This is a genomic window from Saccharopolyspora phatthalungensis, assembly GCF_014203395.1.
In the GTDB taxonomy this organism is placed as follows: Bacteria; Actinomycetota; Actinomycetes; order Mycobacteriales; family Pseudonocardiaceae; genus Saccharopolyspora; species Saccharopolyspora phatthalungensis.
Window position 1 is genome coordinate 972801 of the sequence record NZ_JACHIW010000001.1, and the last position, 25863, is coordinate 998663.

Genomic DNA, 25863 nt, shown 5'->3' on the forward strand with positions numbered 1-25863 from the left:
GCGCTCTTGCAGGTTATTGGGACCGCCGTGCCGATCGCAACGTATTTTTCGAAGAATCCGCTCGATCGTCTGAAAAACCTGCGTCACCAGGCGTTTCAGGGCCACCGCGGTGCTCGCGCTGAATCAGCGCGAGCACGTCGGAGCCGAACTTCTGCACCTTCGACGCGCCGATCCCCGAGATGCCGACCAGAGCGCTCACGTCGGACGGCCGCTGCTCGGCGAGCGCGGTCAGCGTCGCGTCGGTGAACACGACATAGGCGGGGACCTTCAGCTGTCGGGCGCGCTCGCTGCGCCACGCCTTCAGCCGCGACAGCAGGTCCTCGTCCACATCGGAGGGACAGTCGGCGCAACGGCCGAGCTTGATGTCCATTGTGCCCGCGAGCGTGGCGTTGCATATGCGGCAACGCGGTTTCTCGGGCTTCGCCGGCCGAGACAGCAGCTCGCGCTGCTTGACCTTGTTCGGCAGCGCCGCCGGGTGCTCATCGGGCACCAGGCCGTATAGGAAGCGACTGCGCCTGCGGTAGCGGCGACCGCCGGCGCGCGCCAGCGCCCACGACAGGCAGAGGTGCTCGCGTGCGCGGGTGGCCCCGACGTAGAGCAGGCGTCGTTCTTCCTCGACGGCGGCGTCGGTGTCGGCGTGCTGGATCGGCAGGGTTCCTTCGACCAGACCCACCAGGAACACCGCATCCCATTCGAGGCCCTTGGCCGCGTGCAGCGAGGCAAGGGTGACGCCCTCGACGGTCGGCGGGTGCTGGGCCTCGGCGCGGGCGTCCAGTTCGGCGACATAGCGTGCCAGGTCCGCGTCGGGCGCCGTGGCGGCGAGTTCTTCGGCGAGCTCCACCAACGCGATCAGCGACTCCCACCGCTCGCGGGCGGCGCCGCCGGCAGGCGGCTCGTCGGTCAGCCCGACCTCGCGGAGCGCGGCGCGCACGGTCGCGGGCAGGTCTTCGTCATTGCCGCCGTAGGCGACCGCGGCGCGCAGCGTCACCATTGCCTGGCGCACCTCGGCGCGCGCGAAGAACCGCTCGCCGCCGCGCACCTGGTAAGGGATCTCGGCGTCGGACAGGGCCTTCTCGTAGACCTCCGACTGCGCGTTGACCCGGAACAGCACGGCCATCTCCGATAGCGCGACACCCCGCTTGGCCAGTTGCGCGATTCTGCGCGCGATCGCGTCGGCCTCTTCGGTCTCGTCGTCGTACTCGGCGAAGTCCGGGCGCGGGCCGTCCGGGCGCTGCCCGACCAGCTTCAGCCGCGTGCCGGCCGGCCGCTCCCGCGCGGCTCCGATGACCTGGTTCGCCAAGCCGACCACCTGCGGCGTGGACCGGTAGTCCCGCTCCAACCGCACCAGGGTGGCATCCGGGTACTTGTGCGGAAAGCCGATCAGCCACTTCGGCGAGGCGCCCGCGAACGAGTAGATCGTCTGGTTCGCGTCGCCCACCACGGTGAGGTCGTCTCGGTTGCCCAGCCAGCCGTCGAGCACCCGCTGTTGCAGCGGATTGACGTCCTGGTACTCGTCCACGACGAACGACCGGTACCGGCTGCGGAACTCCTCGGCGATCTCGGGCTGTTCCTCCAGGATCGCCGCGATGTGCAGCAGCAAATCGTCGAAATCCAGGGCCTGCGCCCGGTTCTTGAGCTGCTCGTAGGCCGCGAATGCCTTGCTGAGCTGCTCCGGCAGCACCGGGACGTCGCGGTCGGCGGCGGCCGCGGCGGCCGGATACTGCTCGGGGCCGATCAGCGACGACTTGGCCCACTCGATCTCGCCGGCGAGGTCCCGGACGTCCTCTCGCTCGGTGGACAGCCCGACCTTGTTCGCGGCCTGTACGACCAGTCGGAACTTGTTGTCCGTCAGCTGCCACATCTGCGTTTCGTGCACCCGTGGCCAGAAGTAGCGCAGTTGCCGGAAGGCCGCCGCGTGGAAGGTCTGCGCCTGCACGCCCGCCGCGCCGAGCGCACGCAGCCGAGTGCGCATCTCCCCCGCCGCCCGAGCAGTGAACGTCACCGCGAGCACCTGTTGCGGCGCAACGAGTCCGCGTTGGACGAGATAGGCGATCCGATGGGTGATCGTGCGGGTTTTGCCGGTGCCCGCGCCCGCCAGCACGCACACCGGTCCGCGTGGTGCGATGACCGCCTGCCGCTGCTCTGGGTCCAGACCTTCCAGGAGTCGCGGCTGATCGGTCATGCCCGGCATCTTCGCAGACCCATTCCCCGTTCGGGGCCACACCCCAACTCCGCGCCCGCGTGTCGGAACGACGCAGCACACGATTCGTACCCACTTCCGGGTCAGGATCAGGCCGTCCCGCAGGCATGAAAATCACCATCGACCACGGCATCGACCTGCGAAGACCGGGTACGCGCCGCCGAGATCACCCGTACTTGCCTTGCGGGCTTCGGGGCGGCCGCAGATGATCAGGCGAGAGGTCGGGAGGGCCAGCCATGACAATCCCGTGGAACGAAGTCCGGGAGCGCCTGGGAATCACCCCGGAGCAGCAGGAACTGGGACGTCGGATCACCGAGGCTTACGTCACCGGGCACCGGTTGGCCGAGCTGCGGAAAACGGCGCAGGTCACCCAGGTTGAGCTGGCTCGGCGGATGGGCATCGGGCAACCTCGGGTGAGCTCCATCGAACGCGGCGACATCGAGGCGCTCACCGTGGCCAGCCTGCGCTCGTACGTGGCGGCGCTCGGCGGAACGGTGCAGCTCGTGGCACGCTTCGGCGACACCGAAATCAAGCTGCGAGTGGCCGAATCCGCTGTGTGAGCCCGCCATCCGCAGGCGGTCGCGGAAATCTCATCCGGGCTTCCGGCACCGAGGAGCCGGGCGGGATCACATCCCGGCCGGCTCCTCGCGCGTCAGCCCCGCCAGGTCGCCCAGCCTCTGATCATGCGGGAGGCGATGGACACCCCTGGTGGGAGCCGTAGCCCGTCGACCGCGGCGCCCTCGGACTCCAGGGCCGCCCGAACCGTGTCGCGATGCACCCAGCGGGCGTCCTCGATCTCCCCGTCGGCGGGGATCAACGGCGCGGACCGGTCCGCGAGCGCGGCGAAGCCCAGCATCAACGACCGGGGGAACGGCCAGGGCTGGCTGCCGAGGTACCGGACATCCGAGGCCGCGACCCCGACCTCCTCGGCGACTTCGCGCTCGACGCACGCCTCCAGTGACTCACCGACCTCGACGAAACCGGCCAGCACCGAGTACCGATCCGGCGGCCAGATCGGCTGGCGCGCCAACAGGACGTGGTCCGCACCGTCGTGCACCAGGCAGATCACCGCTGGGTCGGTGCGCGGGTACTCCTCACGGTCGCAGCCCGTGCAACGCCGCGCCCACCCGGCGCGGACCCGCGTGGTCGCCGCCCCGCACACCGCGCAGTAACGGGCGTTGTCGTGCCAGCCGAGCAGACCGACGGCCGTGGTGAGCAGTCCGGCGTCGGTGTCGTTGAGCAGACCGCCGCTGGCGCGCAGGTCCCGCCAGCCGTCCTGGGCGCCGTCGTGCTCGCTGCGCAGCGCCCAATAGCTGATTCCGCGCTCGACGCCGAGCAGGATGGCGTTCGGGGCCGGACGTTCCCCGAAGTCGGACGCCGGATGCACTACCAACCGCGAGTCAGCATCGATCTGAGTGCGCCCCTTTGCGTCCACCAGCACGACGCGTCCGGTCGACCAGAGTTCGGCGCCGCCATCCGGGGTGTCCCGCAGCATCTCCCTTCGGTCCACAGTGGACCGGGAGAGCAAGGGGGCGGAGTCCAGCTGGAAACCCGCGCCGGCGAACACGTCGGAGGTCATTTGCCCGCCCCACCGTCTAACCGGATCACGACAGCACCACGCCCCCGAGCAACAGCAGCTCGTCGGCGAGCTTGTCCGCGTCGCCGACGACCACGCCCGTGAACGCGGTCGGGGCGAACAGCCGCGCTGCCTCGGCCACCTGCTCGGCAGTGATCGCCCGCAACCGCTCCGGGTGCGCGAAGAGCCAGTCGTGCCCGAGCCCGGCAGCGGCCAGCGCCATGAGCGTGGACGCCATCCCGGACTGCGAGGCGGTGGAGGTCAGCAGGCTGCCGATGGCATACTGCCGGGCCGACTCGACCTCCGACTCGGTCGGCGGCACCAGTGCCAACCGGGCCAGCTCGTACCGGGTCTCCAGCAGCGCGGCCGCCGTGACCTCGCTCGCGGTGTCGGCGTCGACGAGGACCGTGCCGTTGCCCCGGGTGAACTCGAACGACGAGTGCGCGCTGTAGGTGTAGCCCTTGTCCTCGCGGATGTTCTCGACCAGCCGCGACGAGAAATAGCCGCCGAAGACGAGGTTCGCGATCTGCAGCGCCGGGTACTGCGGGTCGGTGCGCGCCAGCGCCTGCGCGGAGAATCGCAGCTGCGACTGCACCGCACCGGGCCGGTGCACCAGCCGGACGTCGCCACCGCGCACCGCGGGCAGCGACGGCAGTTCCCGCGCGCTGTCCTCGGAGTGCCAGTCGGTCAGGATGCGTGCGACGCCGGCCACCGCCTGGTCCGGGTCGATGTCGCCGACCAGGACCAGCACCGAACCACGCGGCAGCACGGCTTCGCGGTGCAGGATGCGGACTTCCTCGGCGGTGACCGAGGCGACGTCGTCGGCCTGCGGCACCTCGCGGACGAACGGGTGGTCGCCGTAGCGGTGCCGCTGCAGCTCCTCTCGCGCGATGACCCGCGGCTGCGAGCGCGCGACGGTGATCCGCTCAACCAGCCGAGCTCGCTCCCCCTCGACCTCCTCGTCGCGGTACACCGCGCCGGTCAGCGCGTCGGCGAGCACATCGAGCAGGGTGTCCAGCCCGCTGGCCAGTGCGTCGCCGGTGATGCTGAGCCGTTCCGGGTCGACGATCGTGTTCAGGGCACCGCCCACCGCGGCCAGATCGGTGTCCACCTGGACGCGGTTGCGGCGCTCGGTGCCGGTCAGCAGCGTCTCGGCCAGCAACTCGGCGCGGGCCGGGTGCTTCGGGGCCTCATCGGCGAACGGAATCCGCAGGCGCAGCTCGACCATCGGGACCACGCCGTGCCGAACGGCGATCACCCGCAGCCCGTTGTCCAACACGGTGTCCACAGTGGCCGATGGGCGGCCGGGACGGGGCTCGCCGAGCGGCGGCAGCGGCCGCGGGCCGAGCTCGGTGCGGCCGATTTCCTCGGCGCTGCGGTGCGTTGCGCGGGTCATGCCGCACCTCCTGTAGCGTTCTCGTCGCCCACCGGTTCGATCTCCAGAACCGCACGCGCGTCGGACCGCAGGGCCTTGGCGGCCGATGCGACGTCCTCCGCGCGGACCTCACCGATCCGCTGCGGCAGCTCGGAGATCAGCTCGGCGCGGCCGTGCAGCAGCTCGGCGCCGCCCAGGTCGAGGGTCCGGGAAACCACCCGGTCGTGCTCCCGGTACAGGCTGGCGGCCCAGCGGGCCGTGACGCGGGACAGCTCGTCCGCGCTCGGACCGTCGGTGGCCAGCTTCTCCAGTTCCTCGTCCAACGCCCCGACCACCCGGTCGAGCCCGACCTCCGGGGTGTGGATCGCGGTGATGTTGAAGGTGTCCGGGTCACGGGCGTCCAGCGGAGAACCCATCAGTCCGCAACCGGCGTGCACGTCTACCACCAGCGCGTCCTGGTAGACCAGGCGCTGCTGCAGGCGGGAGGCGTCGCCGTCGGACAGGACGGCCGCGAGCACGACGTTCGCCAGGTAGGCGTCGAGCTCGCCGACCGGGTCGGGCAGGCGGTAGCCCAGTGCGACAGCGGGCAGCGGTGCGTGCGGGTCGGCGTGCCGGCCGCGCAGCTCGCCGGACGGGAAGGGCTCGGCGAAGGACGGCCGCTCCGGGACATCGCGCCGCGGCACGTCACCGAAGTGCTTGTTGATCAGGTCGATGGTCCGCTCGACGTCAATATCACCGGCGACGGTCAGCACCGCGTTGCCCGGTGCGTAGTAGGTGTCGAAGAACGCTGCGCAGTCGTCGACGGTGGCCTGTTCCAGGTCGGTGAAGTCGCCGTAGCCGTTGTGGGCGTTGGCGAAGGTCGAGTACAGCACCGGCGGCAGCAGGATCCACGGGAACCCGCCATAGGGGCGGTTGAGGACGTTGAGCCGGATCTCCTCCTTGACCACGTCCACCTGGTTGCGCAGGTTCTCCTCGGTGATCTTCGGGGCCCGCATCCGGTCCGCCTCGAGGAACAACGCCCGCTCCAGCGCGGCCGAGGGCAGCACCTGGTAGTAATCGGTGTAGTCCTGATGCGTCGAACCGTTGAAGGTGCCGCCGGAGCCCTGCACGTGCCGGAAGTGCGCGAGTTTCTCAAGGCTCTCGCTGCCTTGGAACATCAAATGCTCGAAGAGGTGCGCGAAACCGGTGCGTCCTTCCGGTTCGGAGCGAAAGCCCACGTCGTAGTGCACGCTGACACCGACCACAGGGGCCTGCCCGGACGACGCTTGGCCCGCCGCCGAGTCCGGTGCCAACACCACGCGCAGCCCATTGGGCAAGGTAACGCGATGCAGCTGGGGTTCGACCATGCCATGCAGCCTACGTGCGAGCCGTCGACCTGCGCGTGCCCCCTTCGCTACTCTTCGGCGCGTTGTAGTGGCCCAGCGTGATTCAGGGCTCGGAGCCAGTCGCACCGCCCGGATCGAAGTTCGCCCAAGAGTGTGACAGCCAGCGCCTGTGGAGGGCTATCGCGATCCCCCCGGGCCACCAGGCTTTGACCAGGGAAACGGTACCCAGTGCGGGCTAGGCGGCAGAGGCACTCCGGCCCCTGTCAGCGGACCTGGGCGATGAGGGAATCGATCTCTGCTCCGATCGTGCGCGCGTCCGCGGGCAGGAGCGCGAAGACCTGATCACCCGTGCTGCCGCGCTCGATCCGGTTCAGGTAGCGGCCGTCGGGCTCCGGGTTGTCGAACCAGGACACGATCTGCGAGCGCTTCCGGCGGCCGTACTGGTCACGCACGTTCGCCGCGATCTGGCCGATGCGCTGGTGGGGCGACTTCCCGATCGCCTCGTAGAGCTCCACCTGCCGATCGCCGCTGCTGCCCCGGTTCGGCGTGGCGGACTGCATCATGCTCGTCTGGCCGAAGTCGTCGGGCTGTTGCTGCTGCACCAGCGAACTCCGCGGGACGCGCACCGGCCCGCGGTTGCCCGGCTTGGTGGGCGGCAGCGTGGCCAGCAGGACCTGGGGCAGCGGAACGTTCTCGTGCACCTCGACGGTCAGCATCCCGCCGCGCTGCGGATCCTCGCTCGGGGTCTGCACCCCGAGGACGACCCGGTTCCCCTCGGTGAACACGGCGAGCGCCCGCCAGCAGTGGTCGGTGCCCACCTGCGGGAACCACAGCGAGTCGACCCACAGATACGGGGTGGCGAGCGTCTTGAGCGCGGCGACCAGCGGCGGCGCGACCTCGTCGTTGACCACGACCCCCGCGGCCGTCATTCGCTCCAGCTCGGCCTTCGCGATCCGGCTGAAGTGGTCCGCGGTGTATCCGGCCGAGCGGCTGCTCAGCGGCAAGGTCAGGCTCTCGATCCGCAGGTACTTGAGGACGACATCCAGGTGCACCGGCTGAAGCTGCCACCGCCCCAACACACTCACTGCGTTTCTCCCCTTGTGAATTTGTCCGTTAGCGGACCGGTGGTGCGGCCGACGACCACCACCACCGGTCAGTCACCGGATCACTCCCCGAGCACCGGCGGCGCGGTCCGGGGCATGTCGTTCATCCAGATGTCGTCCTGCTCCTCAAGCCAGGACGGGCGCTCGTGCTCCTCGTCCTCGGCGCCGCCCTTCCCGCGTTGACCGGCGCCTCCCATGCCGCCCATCGCGCCGCGGCCGGCACCCGCCCCCCGAGCACCGGCCGCACCCGCGCCCGCACCGGCGCCGGCACCGAGACCGCCCGCGCCGGCCCGGCCGCCAGCGCCCATACCGCCCGCACCGGCGCCGCCACGGCCCAAGCCCCCAGCACCGAGTCCACCGGCCATGCCGCCGACCATCCCGGCACCCGCACCACCGGCACCGGCACCACCGGCACCGAGCCCAGCGGATCCGCCGCCGGGAAGTCCGAGCCCCGATCCGTCCGGCGTACCGGCCCATTGGCTGCCGGTTCCGGCCGGCGAGGTGTAGTTGCCGCCGAGCCCGCCAGATCCGATGCCGCCCGATCCGATGCCGCCGGGGTGATCGCCGCCGGGGATCCGGCCCGGGATTCCGCCGCCGCCCGGGATTCCGCCACCGCCGGGGAGCCCACCACCGCCGGGTCCGCCACCGGGGCCACCGCCGCCCGGGCCGCCACCCCAGTCCGTGCGGTCCGGCGGCGGCACCGGCGGCGGCTCCTTGGTCGAGCCGTCCGGAGCCTGATACTGCGGCATCTTCGCGTCGACCTGGCTGAGGGTGGGGCTGTAGACCCGGGCCATCGTCTCCTGCGCGGCCTTCTCCGCCTGCTCCCGCTCCTCCATCTGGCTCAGCGCGTTGATGCCGCTCCCGGCCAAACCGAACGGAACGGCACTAGCCGCGGCCTCGCCCCAGCTGAACCCCTGCGGCTGCTCGACCATCTTGCTCGCCTGACCGGCGGCCTCGCCCGCGGCGTTGAGATTGTTGCCGGTCATCTCGAAGGCGTCGGCGCTGGCCTTCATCCAGTCGGACGCGGGCTTGCCGACCTCCCGGGCCTGATCCGCCGCTTCGCCCTCCCAGCCCTGGTCAACGATGCCGGCGAGGTCCTTGGCGTAGTTCTCGCCGCGCTCCCGGAGTCCCTTGGCGAGTTTGATCCACGCCTGCGCGACCTCCCCGACCCTGCCTTGGTCGATCGACTCCTGGTTGGTCTTGAAGATCTGCGCATGGGAGAAGCCGGACCAGTTCACGCACTGGCTGATGGCGGGCGAGTCGTAGCTGGCGACGTTCAGACCGGAATTCTGCTGCGCGAGCTGGGCCTGCTGCTGTTGCGCTACCTGGGCCGCCTTTTCGTCATGCTTCTTCCGCTCCTCTTCCGCAGCGCTCTCCCAGCCAAAGACCCGGGAACCCGCGTTGTCGAGTGTGCTGAGAAGTCCCATCACTCCCCCTGTCTAATCACTCTGGAAGTCGCGAAGCCGTTTGATCGGCGATCTTCTTCAGCTCGCCGCACGGGTCTGCCACGGAATCACGCATCGCACCGGTGATCTGGTAGAGGACGATCCCGCCACCTGCTGACACGACGTAGTTGCAGACGCCCTGTCCTGTCGCGCCTGCGGTGAGCATCTTCGCCGCCTCGCGTCCAGCAACCGTGGTGGGCGTGAACTCGTCGAAGCCGCCGCCCTTACCAAGGCTCTGCACTGTCTCTTCCGCGTTCTTCTGCAGACCGATGGTCTGCTTCTCGCCCGTCCATTCACAGCCCGGCTGGAAGCTGACCTGCGTGAAATCCTTGCTCTGCGTCGAAACGCCGAACGAAGTGAGCTCCTCGGGCTTGAAGAAGGTGCACGGATTAAAGCCCGCCAGCCCAGAACCCGACGAAGCCGACGTCGGCGCGGAGGACGTCTCCTCGCCACCGCCGGCGCTTGAACCGCCACCCGTGCACGCGGAGAGCCCGAACAAGGCCAGGCCGGCAGCCGTAGCGATCAGGGACCGGGAAAACGTACTCACTGAATACCTCGCCTCAGGTCGTCGGCGTTCTGTTCGTCGGTGGCACGGTAATCCTTGGCGGCACCGCGGAATGCGTCCGCCTGCTTCTTCAGCTCTTCCTGCATGTCACGGATCAGCTTGAGGACCCCGGCATCCCCATCAGTCGCCTTGTCCTGGAAGCGCTTCGCGAGTTGCTGACCGTCGGGGTAGTCGCCCAGCCCCTTCACAGTCTGCAAAGCGTTCGCATTCCGGAGAAGCCCACTAAGCGCTTCGATCTCCTCTTCGCAGCGTTTGGCGGCCTTGTCGGCGACATCGGGGTCCAGCGCTAGCTTGCCCGCGCTGACCTGCTGATTCATCCATTGCGTCTGCCCGCTGATCGCCTTCAGCCCTTCCTTGGCTGCGGCGAAACCACCCGCGTCGGTTGCCATCCCAGACCCCTCTGGATCTCGCGATCTCCCCCATGAAACGTGAACACTTTAACTTGACGCAGGTAAGGGCGTAACGGTTCCCGCCGAACCAGGCAAAGTTCGACATCACTGCCCGACCGCGGGTCGCGGGATCATCACGCACCGCGAGCGACCACTTACGGCCAGTCGAGGAGAACCGTGCGCCAATCGTTACCCAGTCAGCACTTGACCGTTTCGTTGAGTTTCGCCATCAGGGCGGGGAAGGCTTCGCGGAAGCGTTGCAGGTTCGGCGTCGATTCGAGGCTGGCGTACCAGTACAGGCCCGCAGTGCCATCCGCTCCCGGGTCCAGCTCGGCGAATTCGGTGAGCCAGTGGTCGGTTTCGCTCAACACCACCGCGTACGGCAACGAACGGGAGAACACCGTCTCGCGGTCCGACACCGGCAGGGAGCCCGCCGAGACGTCGTGCAGATAGCTCCGCAAGCCCCGCACCTGCAGCACTAGCGCGCTGCCGCGTCGCGTGCGGGCGGGCATCAGGCGGGCGCCGAACGTCATCGCGATACCGCCGAGCAATACACCGATTCCCAGCAGCGCAGCGGAACTCGTGACCGCCAGCACCGCGGTCAGCGCGGCGCCGCCGATGGTGACGCCCATTCCCATCCACCAGAACCGGTTACGGTCGGCATCCGGGCGCCGCGCGAACCACTCTTTGTCCACGACATCCGCGTAGAGCGCGGCCCGGACCGGGCTTAGGTCCAGGTCGCGGAGTTGGGACAGCCGCACCTCCACGGCATCGCCGACGAGCAGTTCGTACACCGCTCGCTCGAACGGCCGCAGCGACTCATCCGCCGGGTTGAGCCGCACGATTCGCCAGTCCCGGCCGGGAAGTTCCTCGATCCAGAGGTAGTTACGGACCGCTAAGTCGATGACCGTCGCGATGACGTCCAGCGGGTCGACCCGCTCGTCGATGACCGTGCCGATCTGGCCAGGCAGCACGCCGTCCGGGGAGGCGAACGTGACCGCTCCCCGCGAGTCCGTCATCAGCATCTCGACCCGGCCGACGTCCTCGGCGAATGCGCGCTCGTCCCGGCCGCGGGCGTACCAGACCAGGCCGAGTCCGCCGATCAGCAGCAAGCCGATTCCGGCCAGGCCCGCGGCCGTCGCCGGCGTCAGCGAAAAGGCCCGCGCCAGGCTGAAGTGCTGCTCGGTCACTGCGTTCGCCGGGACGGTGCCGGCCGGGACCTTGAAGGTGATGTCCACTCGGTCACTCGGCTTGAGCCCGTAAGTCAGCGCGTGCACCGCCTGAGTGTGGGTGACCTCGAACCGGGCACAGCGGGCCTCGCTGCCAACCGGGCCGGCCAGGCACAGGATGTCCTGCGGAATCTTCGGGGACAGCAGCGAAGCCACCTCGACTCGGTCCACCGGCACGCTCCAGCCGCCCGACACCTGCCACTGAACTTCCTGCATGTCCCCGGCATCGGCGACGGCACCGCGGACGGCGTACTTCAGCGTTGACACACCGGGGCGCAGGGCCAAGTGCATGTTGTCGGCGTCGGTTCGAACGGTGCCCCCGCCATCCAGGGTGGCCTCGGAGACGGTGAAAACGCGGTCGGCGCCGGGTCCGGCCGATTGCCGCAGCGGCACCGTGCGCTCGACCGGGGGGCCAGGCGGAACCGTGATCCGCTCGGTGACCGACAGCAGGCCGTCGCGCTGCAGCTTGAGGTGCAGCGTGCTGGAAACCGTGCCGGGCAGCGAGTCGACCGGTTTTTCCTTCGCCACGGCCGTGCCCGGCCCGCCGACTAGCAGTCCCACCAGCACCGCAGCCAGTCCCCATTTGGTCAACACGGCCCGAACCATAGCGGCCCGCGGTTAAGCTCTGGCCCACAACGAGCGCGATCAACATGAGAAGGTTCGGGGACATGACGGATGGGTGGCGGCGCGTTGAGCCTGGTCAAACCGTCCACATTCGACACGTCACGAGGACGGACGCATGACGCAGCCGCCCTGGCCACCGCCACCGCGCGGACCGCAATCGCCGCCACCGCCTCGGCCTCCGCGACAACCTCATGGCACGCAACCGCCGCCCGGCACCCGGCAACAACGGCCCCAACCGCCGGGGCAACGGCCGCGTCCACCAGCCGGGCCCCAGCAGCAGCCATCTCGTCAACCACCATCTCGCGCACCCCAGCCACCGCCCGGGCAACCAAGGCCACAGCCGCCGGTTTCCCGGCCGAAGTCGCGGCCCGTCGCGCCACCGCCGGTCGCACGACCGCTGCCGCAGCAGACGACCACTCGCCTCACCGCGGTCCCGCCGGTGCAGGCGCCACCGCGGCAGATACCGCCGCAGCTGCCGCCGATGCGTGTGCCGCAGCGCAAGAGCGGCAGCGGCTTCGTGGTCGCGCTGGTGATCGTCGCGGTCGCGTTGTTCGGCCTGGGATCGATCGGCGCCCTCGCGGCCTCGGTTTCCAACAGCGCCTCCGACTACGCCGGCGGCTCAACCGAGACGTCCTCGGGAGAGTCCAGCTTGCCCGAAACGTCCACCAGCGAAACGTCCAGCGCCGAGGAAAGCACCGGCACGTCCGAAAGCACCACGGATGAAGGAGGGAAGCCGGTCGTTGCGCTCGGTGACAACCCGATCAACATCCCCGGGAACGGCGCGAAGAACACCTCGTGCCGCCTGCCCGCCTTCGGCACGGATGTGGCTTCGCAGGACAATTTCTACCAAGCGGCGCTGCCCTGCCTGATGGCAGCGTGGACCCCGGCGCTGGAGGCCGCCAACCTGCCGGTGGAGGCGCCGAAGGTCATCACCACCAGTGCCGACATCGAAACCCCCTGCGGTACCAGGATGTGGAACCAGACGGCCATGTACTGCCCCGGTAGCCACACGATCTACATGACCGCCCGGTATTACGCCGAAGTGGAGGGGCGTACCGATGCCGGTGCCTATCTCGGCCAGTTCGCGCACGAATTCGGCCACGCGGTGCAAGGCATGAGCGGGATCAACAGCGCGTACGGCGACGCGTCCTACGAGGCGGGCGGCAGCACCACGGCGGGAGGGCTGGAGCTGACCCGACGGTCGGAACTGCAGGCAACCTGCTTCGAGGGCATGTCGTTGGCGGCGTTGCAGAACGGCGGCGTCAGCAATAACTACATTTTCCCGGCGCTCGAGGACTCTTCCGGGCGCGGGGACGAGAACAGCAAAGTGCCCGACCACGGAAGCAAGGCGACCAACCGCACATGGGTCCGGCAGGGTTTCACCAAGAACCGGGTCACGGAGTGCAATACGTGGCTGGCAGCACCATCCGACGTCGACTAGGTCTGTTTTATAAGCGGCGTAACCGCTTGCGTTGTGGGACTCAGCTTGCGCCGCCGCCCCACAGGGTCCCAAACCGCTCAGACGTTGCCTGGCAAGGACAGTCCCGGAACCCAGGCGGCCTACCGGGACCGCTACGCGCACCACTTTTGAAACCTCTCTAGGAATTCTGGGCGGCATGGCCGCTCAGGGTCGGCGGAGCATCAGGCCGTAGCCGCCCCCCGCGACAGCGGCGAGGGTCAGCAGGACCCACTTGGCGCGCTGCTCTTGGGCGTCCAGTTCGGAGTCCGCGGCGTGCGCGGGGCGCACCACGAAGTCCTGGCCCGGGTCGGCCGGCACCTGCACGGATAGCTCTTGGCCGCGGGCGTGCCCGCAGCCGTCGAAGGGCGCTTGCCGGACGACGCCGTCGATCTGGACCTCGACGAGGTCTCTCGCCGACTGTCCGCCGCACGGTCGCGACTCGATGACGGTCGCCATCGCCGGGCGCATCGCGGTTCGTCCCTGACCGACAGCCGTCACCAGCGGCCACAGCGTTACGGCGGCCACCGCGACGCCGAGTATTCCTAGGACAAGCAGGATCGACGCCACCGACGCCGAACCTCGTTGTCTTCCCACGGAGTCGATAGTGGCAGAACTCCGCACTAAGGGTCGCAACGTCACCCCGAGCAGTCGACGAATCACCACCGGTTCCAAGGTCTGCCTGATAAGCGGCTTAAGCCGCTTGCGGTGTGGGTCTCAGCTTGCACCGCCGCCCCACAGAGTCCCGCTCAGACGTCGCCTGGCGAGGACAGCCCCAGCGCCGCGTATTGCGGCATACATAAGTCAGGGATCCCGGAGCCCCGGCGGCGACGGTAACTCCCGCATGGGGCCGCTACCGGCACCGCTACGCAACCACCTTTGAAACACTCTCTAGGCTTCTGCGGGCGTCACTTTCTTGACGTAGAGCAGCCGGTCGCCCTCTTCGATCGCGTCGGCTTCCGCCGCGTCCACCCGGTAGAGCTGACCGTCGCGCACCACGCCGAGCACGATGTCCGAGAGGTGTCGCGGCGAGCCGCCGATCTCCTGCGGCTCGACCTCCCGCTCGGCGATCGCCAGGCCCGCGTCGGGGGTCAGCAGGTCCTCGAACATCTCCACCACCGACGGCGTCGAGGTCGCCATGCCCAGCAGCCGGCCCGCGGTCTCGCTGGAAACCACCACCGAATCCGCGCCGGACTGCCGCAGCAGGTGCACGTTCTCGGCTTCCCGCACCGCCGCGACGATCTGGGCCTTCGGCGAAAGCTCCCGCGCGGTCAGGGTGACCAGCACTGCGGTGTCGTCCCGGGCGGGGGCCACCACGATCGCCCGCGCCCGCGGCACACCCGCCACCCGCAGCACGTCCGAGCGGGTGCCGGAGCCGTTGACGGTGACCAGGCCCTGCGCGGAGGCGGATTCCAGCGCCCGCTGGTCGGTGTCGACGACCACGATGCGGCCGGGCTCGGCGTCGTCGCCGAGCAGTGCGGTGACCGCCGACCGCCCCTTGGTTCCGTATCCGATGACGACCACGTGGTCGCGCACCTTGGACCTCCAGCGTTGGATCTTGAAAGCCTGCCGAGAGCGCTCGGTGAGCACTTCCAGTGTGGTGCCGACCAGCACGATCAGGAACAGCACCCGCAGCGGCGTGATGATCAGCACATTCACCAGGCGCGCCTGCGCGCTGACGGGCGTGATGTCGCCGTAGCCGGTGGTGGACAGCGATACCGTCGCGTAGTAAACGGCGTCCAGCAGGTCCAGCTCACCACCGGCGGTGTCGCGGTAGCCGTTGCGGCCGAAGTACACGATGAGCACCGTGGCGCCCAGCGCGAGCATCGCGCCGATGATCCTGCGGACGATGGACCGGACCGGGCTGATCGTGCTGCCCGGCATCCGGATCACGCCGACGAGCGCGTGGTCGGGGCGGTTGGTCAGCTCCTCCTCGTCGGTGCGCCCACCGATGAAGGGGTGCGCCAACTGCTTGGGACTGCGCCGCATCATGACCCGTGCTCCCCGGCTCCGTGACCCTTCACGGCCGAACAGTAACGTTGTGCGCGGCTGCGGCGTGAGGCGGCACCGGCACTTTGCTGCCGACCTTTCCTCCAAGTGGAAGAGTTTGGTCTGGACATCCGGGTGCGTCGGCTTACCATGCAGCGGTGCAGCAGCTTGAGCATGCGGCGCGCGCCCTGGGGTGGGATGGCCGGCTGATCCCGGACGTCGAGGTACTCGGCGCGCGGTTCGCCGCCGTGGCGCGGATCCGGCAGGACGTCCACCAATGGCGCAGCCACCACGGCTGGGCGCCGGAACTCAACCCCAGCTGGTTCCGCTCCTGGTCCGAGCCCGCCTTGCACGATCACCTACCGGTAGCCGCGGTGGATCTGCTCGGGATCCTGGTGCCGGTGCCGCACGCCCGGTTCGCTTTGCAGGCGTGTGGGACGTTGCTGACGCTGGCACCCTGCGTCGTCGTGCTGCCGTCGAATTCCCGGTACCAGCCGTGGCCGATGCTGGAGCTGGACTACTACGGCGTCGGCGTGGTCAACGCCGGTTTCGAGGGGCCGACCGAGCTGGTGATCGCCCCGGAGGACCGCACCGCCGAGTTCGGCTCGTCGATGTTCGGCCGCTGGCTGCTTGAGGTCCTCTACTCGCGAATCCTGGAACTCCCCCAGCTGACCGAGAACGCCTGAAAGACCGCCCCGCGGGTTCATCGCACTCGGCTGCGTCTCGACGTCGGACATGCGGCGGCCCGAGACGGTGTCGGCGACTCCCGCAAGAGCCGCCGACAGCGCCACGAGCATTGCCCCGGTTCTCCTCGGTCAGGCCAGCACGTACTCGTGCCAGTTGAGGTTCTCCGGGTTCCAGCGCATGCCGCGATCTTCCTTCAGGGCGCGAAGCGCCTGCACCGTGTGCGGCCAGCGGCGGATCACGTTCGCCAGCGCGACCGGGGCCATCAGATCGGCGGTGCGCCGGTGGTCGCCCGGGCCGAGCAGCGCGATGCCGCCGGGAGTGGAGATGATGTCGGTCAGCGACACCTGGCCGGACAGCGCGGCCTGCTCGACGCTGAGGATGGTTTGCGGCTGCAGTTCGCTCGGCCAGCTGCCACGGTCGATGTCCGCGGCCACCGGCTGTTCGCAACTACCGCATTCGCACTCGAACTCGCTGGCCCAGCCGTGCTGCTTCCACGACCACACCGCGGCGCCGCCGGTGTCCAATTCGGACAGCGCGGCGACGTGCGGCCAGGCGCCGACCACGGCGCTGAGCATCGTCTTCTTCGACGGTCGCGGGTTCTTACCGGGACCGTCGAAGGACCAGGTGCCTTCGTCATCGCGGTGCACCCGCACCAGCGGGGCGCGCATCGCCAGCACGTCGTCGTCCACGAATACTTCGGATTCCGGTGGTGTCTTGAGCTTCCAGTCCGTGTTCATCGCGGGCATACTCGTCCGTCGCGAACCACGATCTCAAGCTCCGCCACCCGAACGTGTAATGATCTCAGCGCCACACCGAAGATGCTCTAGAAAAACCCAGCGCGAGGAACGACCGCCACGGGTCACGACTGGCGGGAGGCGGTCGGGACCGAGGCGATCAGGTCCCGGATGCCGTTCGCGTCGAGCAGGTCGGCCGGGCGGAGGGTGTAATCGCGGCGGACGTAGTGGAACGCCGCGCGAACCTTCGACAGCGGTGTTCCGGACAGCTCTGCCCAGGCCAGCCGGTACGCCGCGAGCTGCACGGACAGCGCGGGAATCTGGTCGCCGCCGGGCACCGCGCCGGTTTTCCAGTCCAGCACGGTCCAGCCGCCGTCGGCGTCGGCGAACACCGCGTCCATCCGGCCGCGCAGCACGACGCCCTCGACCTGGGTCTCGAAGGGCACCTCGACGCGGTGTGGCGTGCGATCTGCCCAGGAACCGGCGAGGAACGCCTCCTGCAGCTCGGCCAGGTCCTCATGCACCGGCGCGGAATCGTCGGCGGCACCGGGCAGTTCATCGAAGTCCAGCAGCGCGGTCGAGGTGAACCGGTGCTCCAGCCAGGCATGGAAAGCGGTGCCGCGGCGGGTCATCGGGTTCGGCGGGAACGGCAGCGGACGGCGCAGCCGCCGCGCGAGGCCGTCGGTGTCGCCGGCGAGTTCGACGAGCTGGCTGACCGACAGGTGCTCCGGCAGCCGCACCTGCTCGCGTCGCTGCGCGGCCGCGGCGCGCTCGGCCAGCAGCACGTCAACGTCTCGGGACCAGCCGTCCTCATCGTCTTCCGGCTCCAGATCGTCCACAGTGGATAAGGCTGCTCGCACCAGCGCCGCGCCTTCGGCCACCGCGGCCCGGCGCGGCCCCAACGGATCGACCGGCCATTCCGCGCACCGGACGGCGTCGGCCAAGGGGTTCGCCGCGTCCTCGTCCGGTTCCGGGGTCCACCGGTCGACGACACCCGCCCCGGACTCGCGCAACACCTCGGACAACTGCAGCAGGAAGCCCGACGGCCCCTTAGGCCTGTCGCCGTTCTCCCCCCACCAGTGCCCGGACAGCAGCAAAGTCCGCTCCGAGCGCGTCACCGCGACGTAGAGCAGGCGCCGTTCCTCGGCGAGCCGACGTTCCTCGAACTCCTCGTCGTGGATTCCCAGCGCCTCGGCGAGTTCCTTGCGGTTCAGCCCGGACAGCCGGTCGACGTCCAACCTGGGCAGATCTTGGGCGTCGCCGCGCAGTTCGGCGGGTAGCTCGGTGACCGACCGCAGCCACGACGAGGACTTGCGTTTGCCGGGGAAGACGTCGTTGACCAGGTGCGGCACGGCGACCACCTGCCACTCCAGGCCCTTGGCCGCGTGCACGGTGAGCACCTGGACCCGGTCCTCGGCTACCTCGACCTCGCCGGGTTCCAGCCCGTCCTCGGCTTGTTCGGCGGCTGCCAGGTAGTCCAGCAGGGCGGGCAGCGTCGCCGACGGGCTCGCGGTGGCGAAATCGGTAACCGCATCGGCGAATGCGTCGAGGTGGATGCGCCCCGCGCCCACTGGCCGCGCCATGCTCTCGATGTCCAGTAGCAACGTCCGCTCGACGTCCGCGACGAGTTCCGGCAGCGGCTGATCGAGTCGCCGCCGCAGCTTGGCGAGCTCCTTGCCCAAGCTCCGGGCACGCCGGTAGCCGGCGGCGGAGTAGTGCTGCTCGTTGCCGGGATCGTCGAGCGCGTCCACCAGTCCGGCCTGCTCCGCGTTCTCCCCCGGCAGCGCCGCGGTGACCACGGCGGACGGATCGGTGGATTCCGGCGCCCCGAAGGCTTGTGCGCCAAGCTGCCGGGCGCGGTCCCACAGCGCGGCGATGTCGGCCGCCCCGAGACGCCAGCGCGATCCGGTGAGCAGCCGCATCGCGGCCGTCCCGGCGAGCGGGTCGACCAGCAGGCGCAGTGCGCTGACCAGATCACGCACCTCGGGCTCGTCGAGCAACCCGCCGAGCCCGACGACCTCGACCGGCAGGCCGCGTCCGCGCAGCGCCGCCGCGATGTCGGCCATGTCGGCACGGCGGCGCACCAGCACGGCCGCCGTCGGCGGCCGCCCCGTCTCGTCCAGCGCCGCTTGCCACTGCGCGGTGACCTGATCGGCGACCCAGTCGCGCTCTTCCCGGACGTGCTCGGCCAACGCCAACCGGATGTCGCCGGCCTCGGCGCCGTCGCGGGCGCGCAGTTCATCGACCTCGAGGCCGGTTTCGCGCAGCGGCCCGGAGACCGCGTTGGCGACGTGCAGCACTTCCGGCGGGTTGCGGAAGCTGGTCAGCAGCCCGTACCGATGCGCCCGGGCCTTGGATTCGTCCTCGATGCGCGGGAAGTCGTCGGTGAAGCGCGGCAGGTTCGCCGCGCTCGCGCCCCGCCAGCCGTAGATGGCCTGCGCCGGGTCGCCGACCGCCGTGACCGGCAGCGGCAGTCCCCGCCCGAAAAGCGAGCGCAGCAGAACCCGTTGTGCGTGGCCGGTGTCCTGGTACTCGTCCAGCAACACCGCCCCGTAGCGGGCTCGTTCGCCGTCGACGACCTCGGGGTGCTCGGTGGCGAGTAGCGCCGCCAACGACATCTGGTCGGCGAAGTCCATCGCGCCTTCGCGCCGCTTGCGCTGGGCATATTCCTCCACCAGCGGCATCAACGCGACTCGCAAGCGTTGCGCGGCAACGACCTTCACCAAATCCTGCGGGAGATTCGCGCGCTGACCCTTGGCGCGCGGAGCGTTCTCGACCACTTGGCACAGCTTTTCGGCGTGCGCGCGCAGCTGGTCCGGACTCACCAGGTGCTCGGCGAGTTCCCCGGCCAGGGCCAGGAGATAACCGGTCACCGTGGCCGGGACCTTGTCGGTGTCGATGTCCTCGGTCCAGGTCGCGACCACCCGGTGCGCGAGCTGCCAGGACGCCGTCTCGGTCAGCAGCCGCGCGCCGGGTTCGACCGGCACCCGCAGCCCGTGCTCGCCGACGAGCCGCCCCGCGTAGGCGTGGTAGGTCAGCACCGTGGGTTCTTCGGTGAGCACCGCGGACCGCAATTGTCCGCTCGGATCGACCTCGTCGAGCAGCCCCGATCCGGCGAGCCGGCGCAGCCGGGCCCGCACCCGGTCGGCGAGCTGCCGCGCGGCCTTGCGGGTGAACGTCAGGCCAAGGATGCGCTCGGGCGTCACCAACTGGTTGGCGACCAGCCACACCACACGGGCGGCCATCGTCTCCGTCTTCCCCGCACCTGCACCCGCCACCACCAGCGCCGGTTCGGCGGGCGCGGCGATCACCGCCGCCTGCTCCTGCGTAGGCGGATGCAGCCCAAGAGCCTGCGCAATCCGATGTGGACTGACGATTCGCGCCAATTGGCCATGGGATGCGCTCACGTGCACACCCCCTTCCGAGACCGTCGCCGCGACGCCGACCGCCGAAAAGCGCACGGGCCGTCGCAAGCGGCGCAGCCGCTGAGCCCACCACCGCAACCGGCACCGCCGCTGAGGTTCCGCCGCCCGCACCGCCATTCAAGACCAGACGCGCATTCTCTGATCACTGCGCGACCTGTCTTCCGGTTGGGTGGACCGGGCAGCAGATGCGCGCCGGACAACGCGGGCAGTCGGTGTTCTCGCTGGCCACGTAGGCCGGGCCGAGGCTGGACGCGGCGGCAGTGTGCACCACGTCGAGCCACACCTCAATGCGCTCGGCGTCCAGCGCCTGCTGGGCGCGTTCGGTGGCCGCCCCGCTGCGGTCGGATTTGGCGACGTACAGCAGCCGCGCCCCGCCGGGTTCATCGCCGTCGCCGAAGGCCCCCAGCGCCGCGGCCAGCTGGTAGACCGCCAGCTGCGGGTGCTCCTCGGCATCGCCCTTGCTGACCGGCGTCTTCCCGGTCTTGACGTCGACCACTACCGGGCGGCCGTCGGCATCGGCCTCCAGCCGGTCGACGCGGCCGCGTAGCCGCAGCCACGGCCCGCCCGGCCGGCCCGGAACCGTGACGTCCAAATCCTTCTCCACGCCGATCTGGGTGAGTTCGGCACGTGACTGCACCAGCCAGGCCAGGAACGCATCGAGCATGTGCTCCACGCGCTTGCGCTCCTTTCGGGAGAACCACGGCGCACCGGCGTCCACCGATTTCCACGCGTCGTCGAGGGCCTTGTGCAGCTGCGCGGTGTCCGCGCCATCAGCGGCGGCCTGTACAAGAGCGTGCACGAGAGTACCGGTGACCGAGGCGAGTTCTGCGGTGTCCTGGCCGCCGTGCCGCTCGATCAGCCAACGCAGCGGACACTTGGCCAGGATGTCCACAGTGGATGGCGATACCCGGACCGGATCGTCGCCGGTCACCAGCGGCGCCGAACTGGAGCTCTCCGGTAGGCCGTACCACGTGTCCGGGCTGGCGCCGGGCACCCCGGCCGCGGCCAGCCGCGCGAGCTGCGCCGCCGCCCGCTCCCGCCGCCTCGGCTCCGTCTCCGCGTCGCACACCACCCGGCGCAGCTCGCCGACCAGGTCGGCAAGCGTCAGCCCACGCTCCGGGCGGGCGATCGGCCGCTCCAGCGCATCCGGGTCGCTGACCACGCCCTCCAACTCGTCCAGGAACCGAGACGGCTGCTCGTCCTCGCCGCGGACCGCGCTGACCAGCAGACTCCGCCGGGCCCGGCTCGCCGCGACCAAGAGCAGCCGCCGTTCCTCGGCCAGCAGCGGCGCGGTGGCCGACACCCGCTCGGCGTCCACTCCGGACAGCACGTCGACCAGCCGCTCCACGCCGAGCAGCGACCCGCGCAGCCTGAGGTCGGGCCAAACACCCTCCTGCACCCCGGGAATCGCCACGACCTCCCACTCCTGACCGCTCGCGGCATGCGCGGTCAGCACCGACACCGCGTTGTCCCGAGGCGCGGTCGGCGCCAGCGAACTGCCCGCGATCTGCTGGCTGGTCAGGTAATCCGCGAAACCGGCGACGTCCGCGCCCGGCAACCGGTCGACGTATTGGGCGGCCGCGTCGAACAGCGAAACCACGGCATCGAGATCGCGATCGGCCTGCGCCCCGGCCACATCGTGCCGCTCGGCCTGCGCCACCCAGCGCTTTTCCAGACCACTGGCCTTCCACACCCGCCACAGGGTTTCCTCGACGGTGTGCCCAGCGGCGACGGAGTCGGCCGCGCCGCGCAGCAGCCGCGCGAGACGGCGCGCGGGCTCGGCGGCGGAATCTTCGAGCGCTGCGAGGCGGTCGTCGTCGCGCAGCACCTCGACCAGCAGCTCACCACTGGCCCGGCTGCCGCCCGCGGCGAGTTCCAGGCGACGGAGCCCTCGGCGGAGCCGCCGCAGCGCGAGTGGGTCGGCGCCGCCGAGCGGCGAGGCGAGCAGCTCAGCCGCAGCGTCCGCGTCAAGCGCTTGCGGGCGCGCGGCGCAGCGTAGCAGCGTCAACAGTGGACGGACCGCATTGCGCTGCGCCAGCGGCAGATCGTCGACCGGCAGCGCGATCGGCACGCCAGCAGCCAGCAAAGCCCGGCGCAGCACCGGAAGCGACAGTCCCGTCGACCGCACCACGACGGCCATGTCCGGCCAGGCGACCTCGTCGAGAAGGTGGGCCCGGCGGAGCTGATCGGCCACCCATGCGGCTTCTTGCGCCTCGGTCGCCAGCAGCCGCACCTGGACCGACCCACGACGCCCGTTCTCGGGCTCGACCAACTCGCGCTGCGGACCCGACCCGGGCAGCCGCGCTGCCAGGCGCTGCACCGCTTCCCGGATCGCCTTCGACATCCGGTGGTCGACGGTGAGCACCTCGGTGTTCGCGCCGTCGGGGTCGGCGTCCAGCAGGCATCGCGGGTCGGCGCCGCGAAAGGAGTACACCGCCTGATCCGGGTCGCCGGCCAGCACGAACTCGGTGGCCGTGTCGCCGAGCCGCCGGACCAGCCAGTACTGCTGCGGGTCCAGGTGCTGCGCGTCATCCACGAACACGTAGCGCACGCGTTCCTGCTCGGCTGCCAGCAGCCTCGGATCCGTATCGAACGCCAGCAGCGCCGAGCCGACCAGTTCCGCGGCGTCCAGCGCCGGGGCCTGCGCCCCGCCGGCTCCGCGCAGCAACGTGACCTGCTCGTACTGCCGGGCGAACCGGCCTGCCGCGATCCACTCCGGACGGTCGTGCCGCCGCCCCAGGGCGACCAGTCGCTCGGGCCCCACACCACGTTCGGCGGCCCGCAGAAGCAGATCGCGCAATTCCTCGGCGAAGCCGGGCACGGTCAACGCCGGGCGCAGCGTTTCCGGCCAGTCCCGGGCACCGGTCTCGACGTCACCGGCCAGCAGGTCCCGCACCAGCGCATCCTGGTCCGGGCCGTTGAGCAGCTGCGGGGACGGCAGTTGGTCGCGCACCGCTTGCAACCGCAGCACGGCGAAGGCGTAGGAGTGCACCGTCCGCACCAGCGGCTCGGGCGCGGTGCGCAGCTCCTCCGAACGATCGGTGAGCAGTCGGGTGATCTCGGTGCGCATCCAGGCCGCGGCGCGCCGACTCGCGGTCAGCACCAGGACGTTCTCCGGCGACACCCCCTGGTTTCGGATGCGGTCGGCGGCCAGTTGCGCGATCAGTGTGCTCTTGCCGGTACCCGGTCCGCCGAGGAGCCGCAGGAGGCCGTCGCGGTGCGCCAGCGCCCGTTGCCCGGCGGCGTCCCAGATCCTCGGCCGTCGGGCGGGCTCCGCTCGGCGAACGAGGACAGGCGCGGTCGGGGATGGCACGCATCGATGGAACCACGCGACGGTGACAAGGTCGCGCAGGGCTCGCTGATAGCTCCCGCTCAACCGGGAACCAGCCGAAACCCCTAGTGGTGCAAACCACTATTCCCTGTCCGCCGGGGCTCTGTTCGTCACTCGCCTCCCCTGCCCGGTGACCTGCGAAAGCGCGCCTCCCGGGCGGGATCGGCCGCGGAAGACGAACCCATGAAGTGGAGTACCTTCGGGCATGTGGACGAGGAGACCGTGGAGCAGGTGCGGGCCGTGGTGGCGTCGATCCCACCGGGATCGGTGCTGTCCTACGGCGACGTCGCCGAGCTCGCGGGCTTGCGTTCGGCCCGGCTGGTGGGCCGCATCCTCGCCGAGGACGGCGGCGATCTGCCGTGGCACCGCGTCCTCCGGTCCAACGGCACCGTCGCCGACCACCTGCGCCGACGCCAACTGGAACTCCTGCGAGCCGAAGGCGTACTCGCCGACGGTGCCCGCATTGACATGCGCCGCTACCGCTGGGGAGCCTGACCCAGGCGGGATGTCCTGTTTGGACGGAAGGCTTACCGCACCGCGTACTTCGGGAGTTCGTCGGCGACGAGGCGCACCAGGGATGCCGTGCGGGCACGCTCCGGCAGCATGTACGGCAAGCCCGCCGCATCGATCGGCGCCGCCGTGACCGGTCCGACGCAGGCGATGAACACCTTGTCGCGCAACGTCTCCCGAAGCCGCGCGCCGCGTCCGGTGCGGTCCGCGCGGGCCAGCAGGTTGGTCGCGGCCGGGGCGCTGGTGAACGCAAGCGCATCCACCTCGCCCTGCAGCACGGCGTCGATCAGCCGGTCCAATGCGGGCAGATCGACCGGATCCGTCCACCGGTAGACGGTCACCGGCACCACCTCGGCACCGGCCGCCCGCAACGCTTCGCGGAACTTCAGCATCGGATCACCGTGCACCTGGAGCACGACCCGCTTGCCCGCGAGATCATGCGCCAGCAAGTGCTCCAGGATCTCAGCGGACTCCTCCGACGGCGATGTCCAGGACTCCACCAGCCCGGCACCTCGAACCGCGCCGCGCGCCTTCGCCCCACGCGCCATCACCTCGGCCGAGCGCAGACGCGCCAGCAACCGATCACCGATACCACTGAGCTGCGCCGCCTCGATCCAGCCCCGAAACCCGACACCGGTTACCGCGACCACGTAATCGACCGGGACGGCGAGAACCTCCTCGGTCGCAGTGGCCAATTCGCCGTCCTCGGGCAATGGCACGGTGTGCATCGCCGCGCCGAAGATCACGCGGGCACCACGGCGGGCGAACAAAGCGCCGATCTCGGCAGCCTTGCGCTCGGCCGTCACGCCGACGGTGAAGCCGTTCAACACGTCCTGCACGCCCCAATCGTCACACAACCGCCGACCAGAACGGAGCACAGATCTGTGACGGCAAGGCAACCTGGCCCGGTGCGCCTCAAGTGGCAAAGCAGCCACCGGGGGCGATAGTCCGGCGTCGTCCCAGTAGCCGCCGCAGCCCGGAGGACGCCCCTGCGACTGACCGAGCGAACCCACGAACCGCCAGGTCAGAGGACCTCAAGGACCATTTGGGAGGCGCGTTCCAGGCCGATGAGGGTTTCCGACGAGGAACGCGGGTGCAGGGCGTGCACCGCGAGCCGGAACAGCAGGGCCCGCAGCAGGGCCTGCGGCCACTCGGAAAGGTGCGACCAGCGTTCCACGATGGCCGGGTCGGCACCGCCCCAGGCCAGGGCGTCGATCACCGCGACCGCCGCGGCCCATTCCGCCGGCCGCCAGTACGGATTGAAGTCGATGATGCCGGGCGGCGCGTCGTCGGTGAACAGCACGTTGCCGAACAGGTCCCCGTGCACCACTTGCGGCCGCAGGTCAACCTCCCGCCGCGATCCGGCGAGCACGTCGTAGAGCCGACCACCTTTCTCCTGCGGCAGCACGTACTCCTCTTCGTCCCAGGCCATCCGGTCGGCCAAGGCATAGATGTCCTGCCGGGCCTGTAGGAACCGCGGCCGGGCCAGGAACCGGCTCGCCGAATGCAGCCGCAGCGACATGGCCACCACGTCGTCGTGGCGTGGCTCGGCCCGACCCGCGAGGTTCCGGCTCGCCGACCAGCCGGACACCACCCAGCGCCCATCGGTGGATCGCACCGGGCGGGACACCCGCACCTCGTCGGGATCCAGCAGGTCCAACGTCTGGGCGACCCAGGCGGCCTCGGCGGTGTTCGCGGCGGGCTTGAGCACGATATCGCCGCACCGCCACGCCACCGCGCCGTCCAGCCGCTCGGGTTCTTCGACGCGCGCACCGAATGCCGCGCGCACGTGCGGCGGGGGCGGCTCCGGCGTATGACTCACGGGCGAGACGCTACCTAAGTGACCGCGATTTCCGTAGCAGGCACTCCGCGTGCCGCGCAGCGGACGGCCCTCCCCCGG

At 70.1% G+C, this 25863-nt stretch carries 20 protein-coding genes; 4 read left to right on the plus strand and 16 right to left on the minus strand.

Annotated features, from left to right (window positions below; genetic code table 11):
• Positions 1 to 13: 13 nt before the first annotated feature.
• On the minus strand, positions 14 to 2182 hold the full coding sequence (locus tag BJ970_RS04345) for an ATP-dependent DNA helicase UvrD2 (protein WP_281399414.1): 2169 nt from the start codon (positions 2180 to 2182) through the stop codon (positions 14 to 16).
• A gap of 254 nt (positions 2183 to 2436) precedes the next feature.
• On the opposite strand from BJ970_RS04345, the gene BJ970_RS04350 reads away from it, so the two are divergent.
• The gene (locus BJ970_RS04350; protein ID WP_184724037.1) at positions 2437 to 2760 is read left to right on the plus strand and encodes an XRE family transcriptional regulator; all 324 of its coding nucleotides are present in this window, start codon (positions 2437 to 2439) and stop codon (positions 2758 to 2760) included.
• 92 nt (positions 2761 to 2852) lie between these two features.
• On the opposite strand, the gene nudC is transcribed toward BJ970_RS04350, so the two are convergent.
• The 8 genes from nudC to BJ970_RS04390 form a co-directional block, all read right to left on the minus strand.
• Positions 2853 to 3779, minus strand: coding sequence for an NAD(+) diphosphatase (nudC, locus tag BJ970_RS04355; RefSeq protein WP_184724040.1), 927 nt, complete (start codon positions 3777 to 3779; stop codon positions 2853 to 2855).
• Positions 3780 to 3804: 25 nt separating this feature from the next.
• Positions 3805 to 5172, minus strand: coding sequence for a M16 family metallopeptidase (locus tag BJ970_RS04360; protein WP_184724043.1), 1368 nt, complete (start codon positions 5170 to 5172; stop codon positions 3805 to 3807).
• Positions 5169 to 6497: a M16 family metallopeptidase gene (locus BJ970_RS04365; RefSeq protein WP_184724046.1), complete on the minus strand. Its 1329-nt coding sequence runs from the start codon at positions 6495 to 6497 to the stop codon at positions 5169 to 5171. Before BJ970_RS04365 ends, BJ970_RS04360 begins: the two co-directional genes overlap by 4 nt.
• A gap of 242 nt (positions 6498 to 6739) precedes the next feature.
• Positions 6740 to 7561: an ESX secretion-associated protein EspG gene (locus BJ970_RS04370; protein WP_184724049.1), complete on the minus strand. Its 822-nt coding sequence runs from the start codon at positions 7559 to 7561 to the stop codon at positions 6740 to 6742.
• A gap of 80 nt (positions 7562 to 7641) precedes the next feature.
• Entirely contained in the window at positions 7642 to 9006 is a 1365-nt protein-coding gene (locus BJ970_RS04375; RefSeq protein WP_184724052.1) for a PPE domain-containing protein, read from the minus strand.
• Positions 9007 to 9022: 16 nt separating this feature from the next.
• On the minus strand, positions 9023 to 9523 hold the full coding sequence (locus tag BJ970_RS04380) for a DUF3558 family protein (RefSeq protein WP_246470694.1): 501 nt from the start codon (positions 9521 to 9523) through the stop codon (positions 9023 to 9025).
• 44 nt (positions 9524 to 9567) lie between these two features.
• Complete coding sequence (locus tag BJ970_RS04385; protein ID WP_184724057.1) at positions 9568 to 9978, minus strand: hypothetical protein; 411 nt, start codon at positions 9976 to 9978, stop codon at positions 9568 to 9570.
• Between the two features lie 197 nt (positions 9979 to 10175).
• A complete protein-coding gene (locus BJ970_RS04390) occupies positions 10176 to 11801 on the minus strand; it encodes a DUF2207 family protein (RefSeq protein WP_312864108.1) in 1626 nt (541 codons plus the stop codon).
• Positions 11802 to 12312: 511 nt separating this feature from the next.
• Between BJ970_RS04390 and BJ970_RS04395 the strand changes: the two genes are divergently transcribed.
• On the plus strand, positions 12313 to 13272 hold the full coding sequence (locus BJ970_RS04395) for a neutral zinc metallopeptidase (protein WP_184724063.1): 960 nt from the start codon (positions 12313 to 12315) through the stop codon (positions 13270 to 13272).
• A 183-nt stretch (positions 13273 to 13455) separates the two neighbouring features.
• Here BJ970_RS04395 and BJ970_RS04400 read toward each other — a convergent pair whose 3' ends face one another.
• Both BJ970_RS04400 and BJ970_RS04405 read right to left on the minus strand, forming a co-directional pair.
• A complete protein-coding gene (locus BJ970_RS04400; protein ID WP_184724066.1) occupies positions 13456 to 13884 on the minus strand; it encodes a hypothetical protein in 429 nt (142 codons plus the stop codon).
• A gap of 294 nt (positions 13885 to 14178) precedes the next feature.
• On the minus strand, positions 14179 to 15171 hold the full coding sequence (locus BJ970_RS04405) for a potassium channel family protein (RefSeq protein ID WP_246471179.1): 993 nt from the start codon (positions 15169 to 15171) through the stop codon (positions 14179 to 14181).
• 263 nt (positions 15172 to 15434) lie between these two features.
• Between BJ970_RS04405 and BJ970_RS04410 the strand changes: the two genes are divergently transcribed.
• Entirely contained in the window at positions 15435 to 15962 is a 528-nt protein-coding gene (locus BJ970_RS04410; RefSeq protein WP_184724071.1) for a hypothetical protein, read from the plus strand.
• 129 nt (positions 15963 to 16091) lie between these two features.
• On the opposite strand, the gene BJ970_RS04415 is transcribed toward BJ970_RS04410, so the two are convergent.
• The 3 genes from BJ970_RS04415 to BJ970_RS04425 form a co-directional block, all read right to left on the minus strand.
• On the minus strand, positions 16092 to 16700 hold the full coding sequence (locus BJ970_RS04415) for a hypothetical protein (protein WP_246470695.1): 609 nt from the start codon (positions 16698 to 16700) through the stop codon (positions 16092 to 16094).
• A 122-nt stretch (positions 16701 to 16822) separates the two neighbouring features.
• Positions 16823 to 20104 carry an ATP-dependent helicase gene (locus BJ970_RS04420; protein WP_312864109.1) on the minus strand — a complete coding sequence of 1094 codons (3282 nt, stop codon included), beginning with the start codon at positions 20102 to 20104 and terminating at the stop codon, positions 16823 to 16825.
• 160 nt (positions 20105 to 20264) lie between these two features.
• Positions 20265 to 23435 (minus strand): ATP-dependent helicase, encoded by a 3171-nt coding sequence (locus tag BJ970_RS04425; RefSeq protein ID WP_184724075.1) that lies wholly within the window; start codon positions 23433 to 23435, stop codon positions 20265 to 20267.
• Positions 23436 to 23660: 225 nt separating this feature from the next.
• Here BJ970_RS04425 and BJ970_RS04430 point away from each other — a divergent pair, with 225 nt between their 5' ends.
• Positions 23661 to 23948: an MGMT family protein gene (locus BJ970_RS04430; protein ID WP_132483254.1), complete on the plus strand. Its 288-nt coding sequence runs from the start codon at positions 23661 to 23663 to the stop codon at positions 23946 to 23948.
• Between the two features lie 32 nt (positions 23949 to 23980).
• On the opposite strand, the gene BJ970_RS04435 is transcribed toward BJ970_RS04430, so the two are convergent.
• A complete protein-coding gene (locus tag BJ970_RS04435) occupies positions 23981 to 24802 on the minus strand; it encodes a uroporphyrinogen-III synthase (RefSeq protein WP_184724077.1) in 822 nt (273 codons plus the stop codon).
• A gap of 185 nt (positions 24803 to 24987) precedes the next feature.
• Positions 24988 to 25785: a TIGR02569 family protein gene (locus BJ970_RS04440; RefSeq protein ID WP_184724079.1), complete on the minus strand. Its 798-nt coding sequence runs from the start codon at positions 25783 to 25785 to the stop codon at positions 24988 to 24990.
• Between the last annotated feature and the right edge of the window lie 78 nt (positions 25786 to 25863).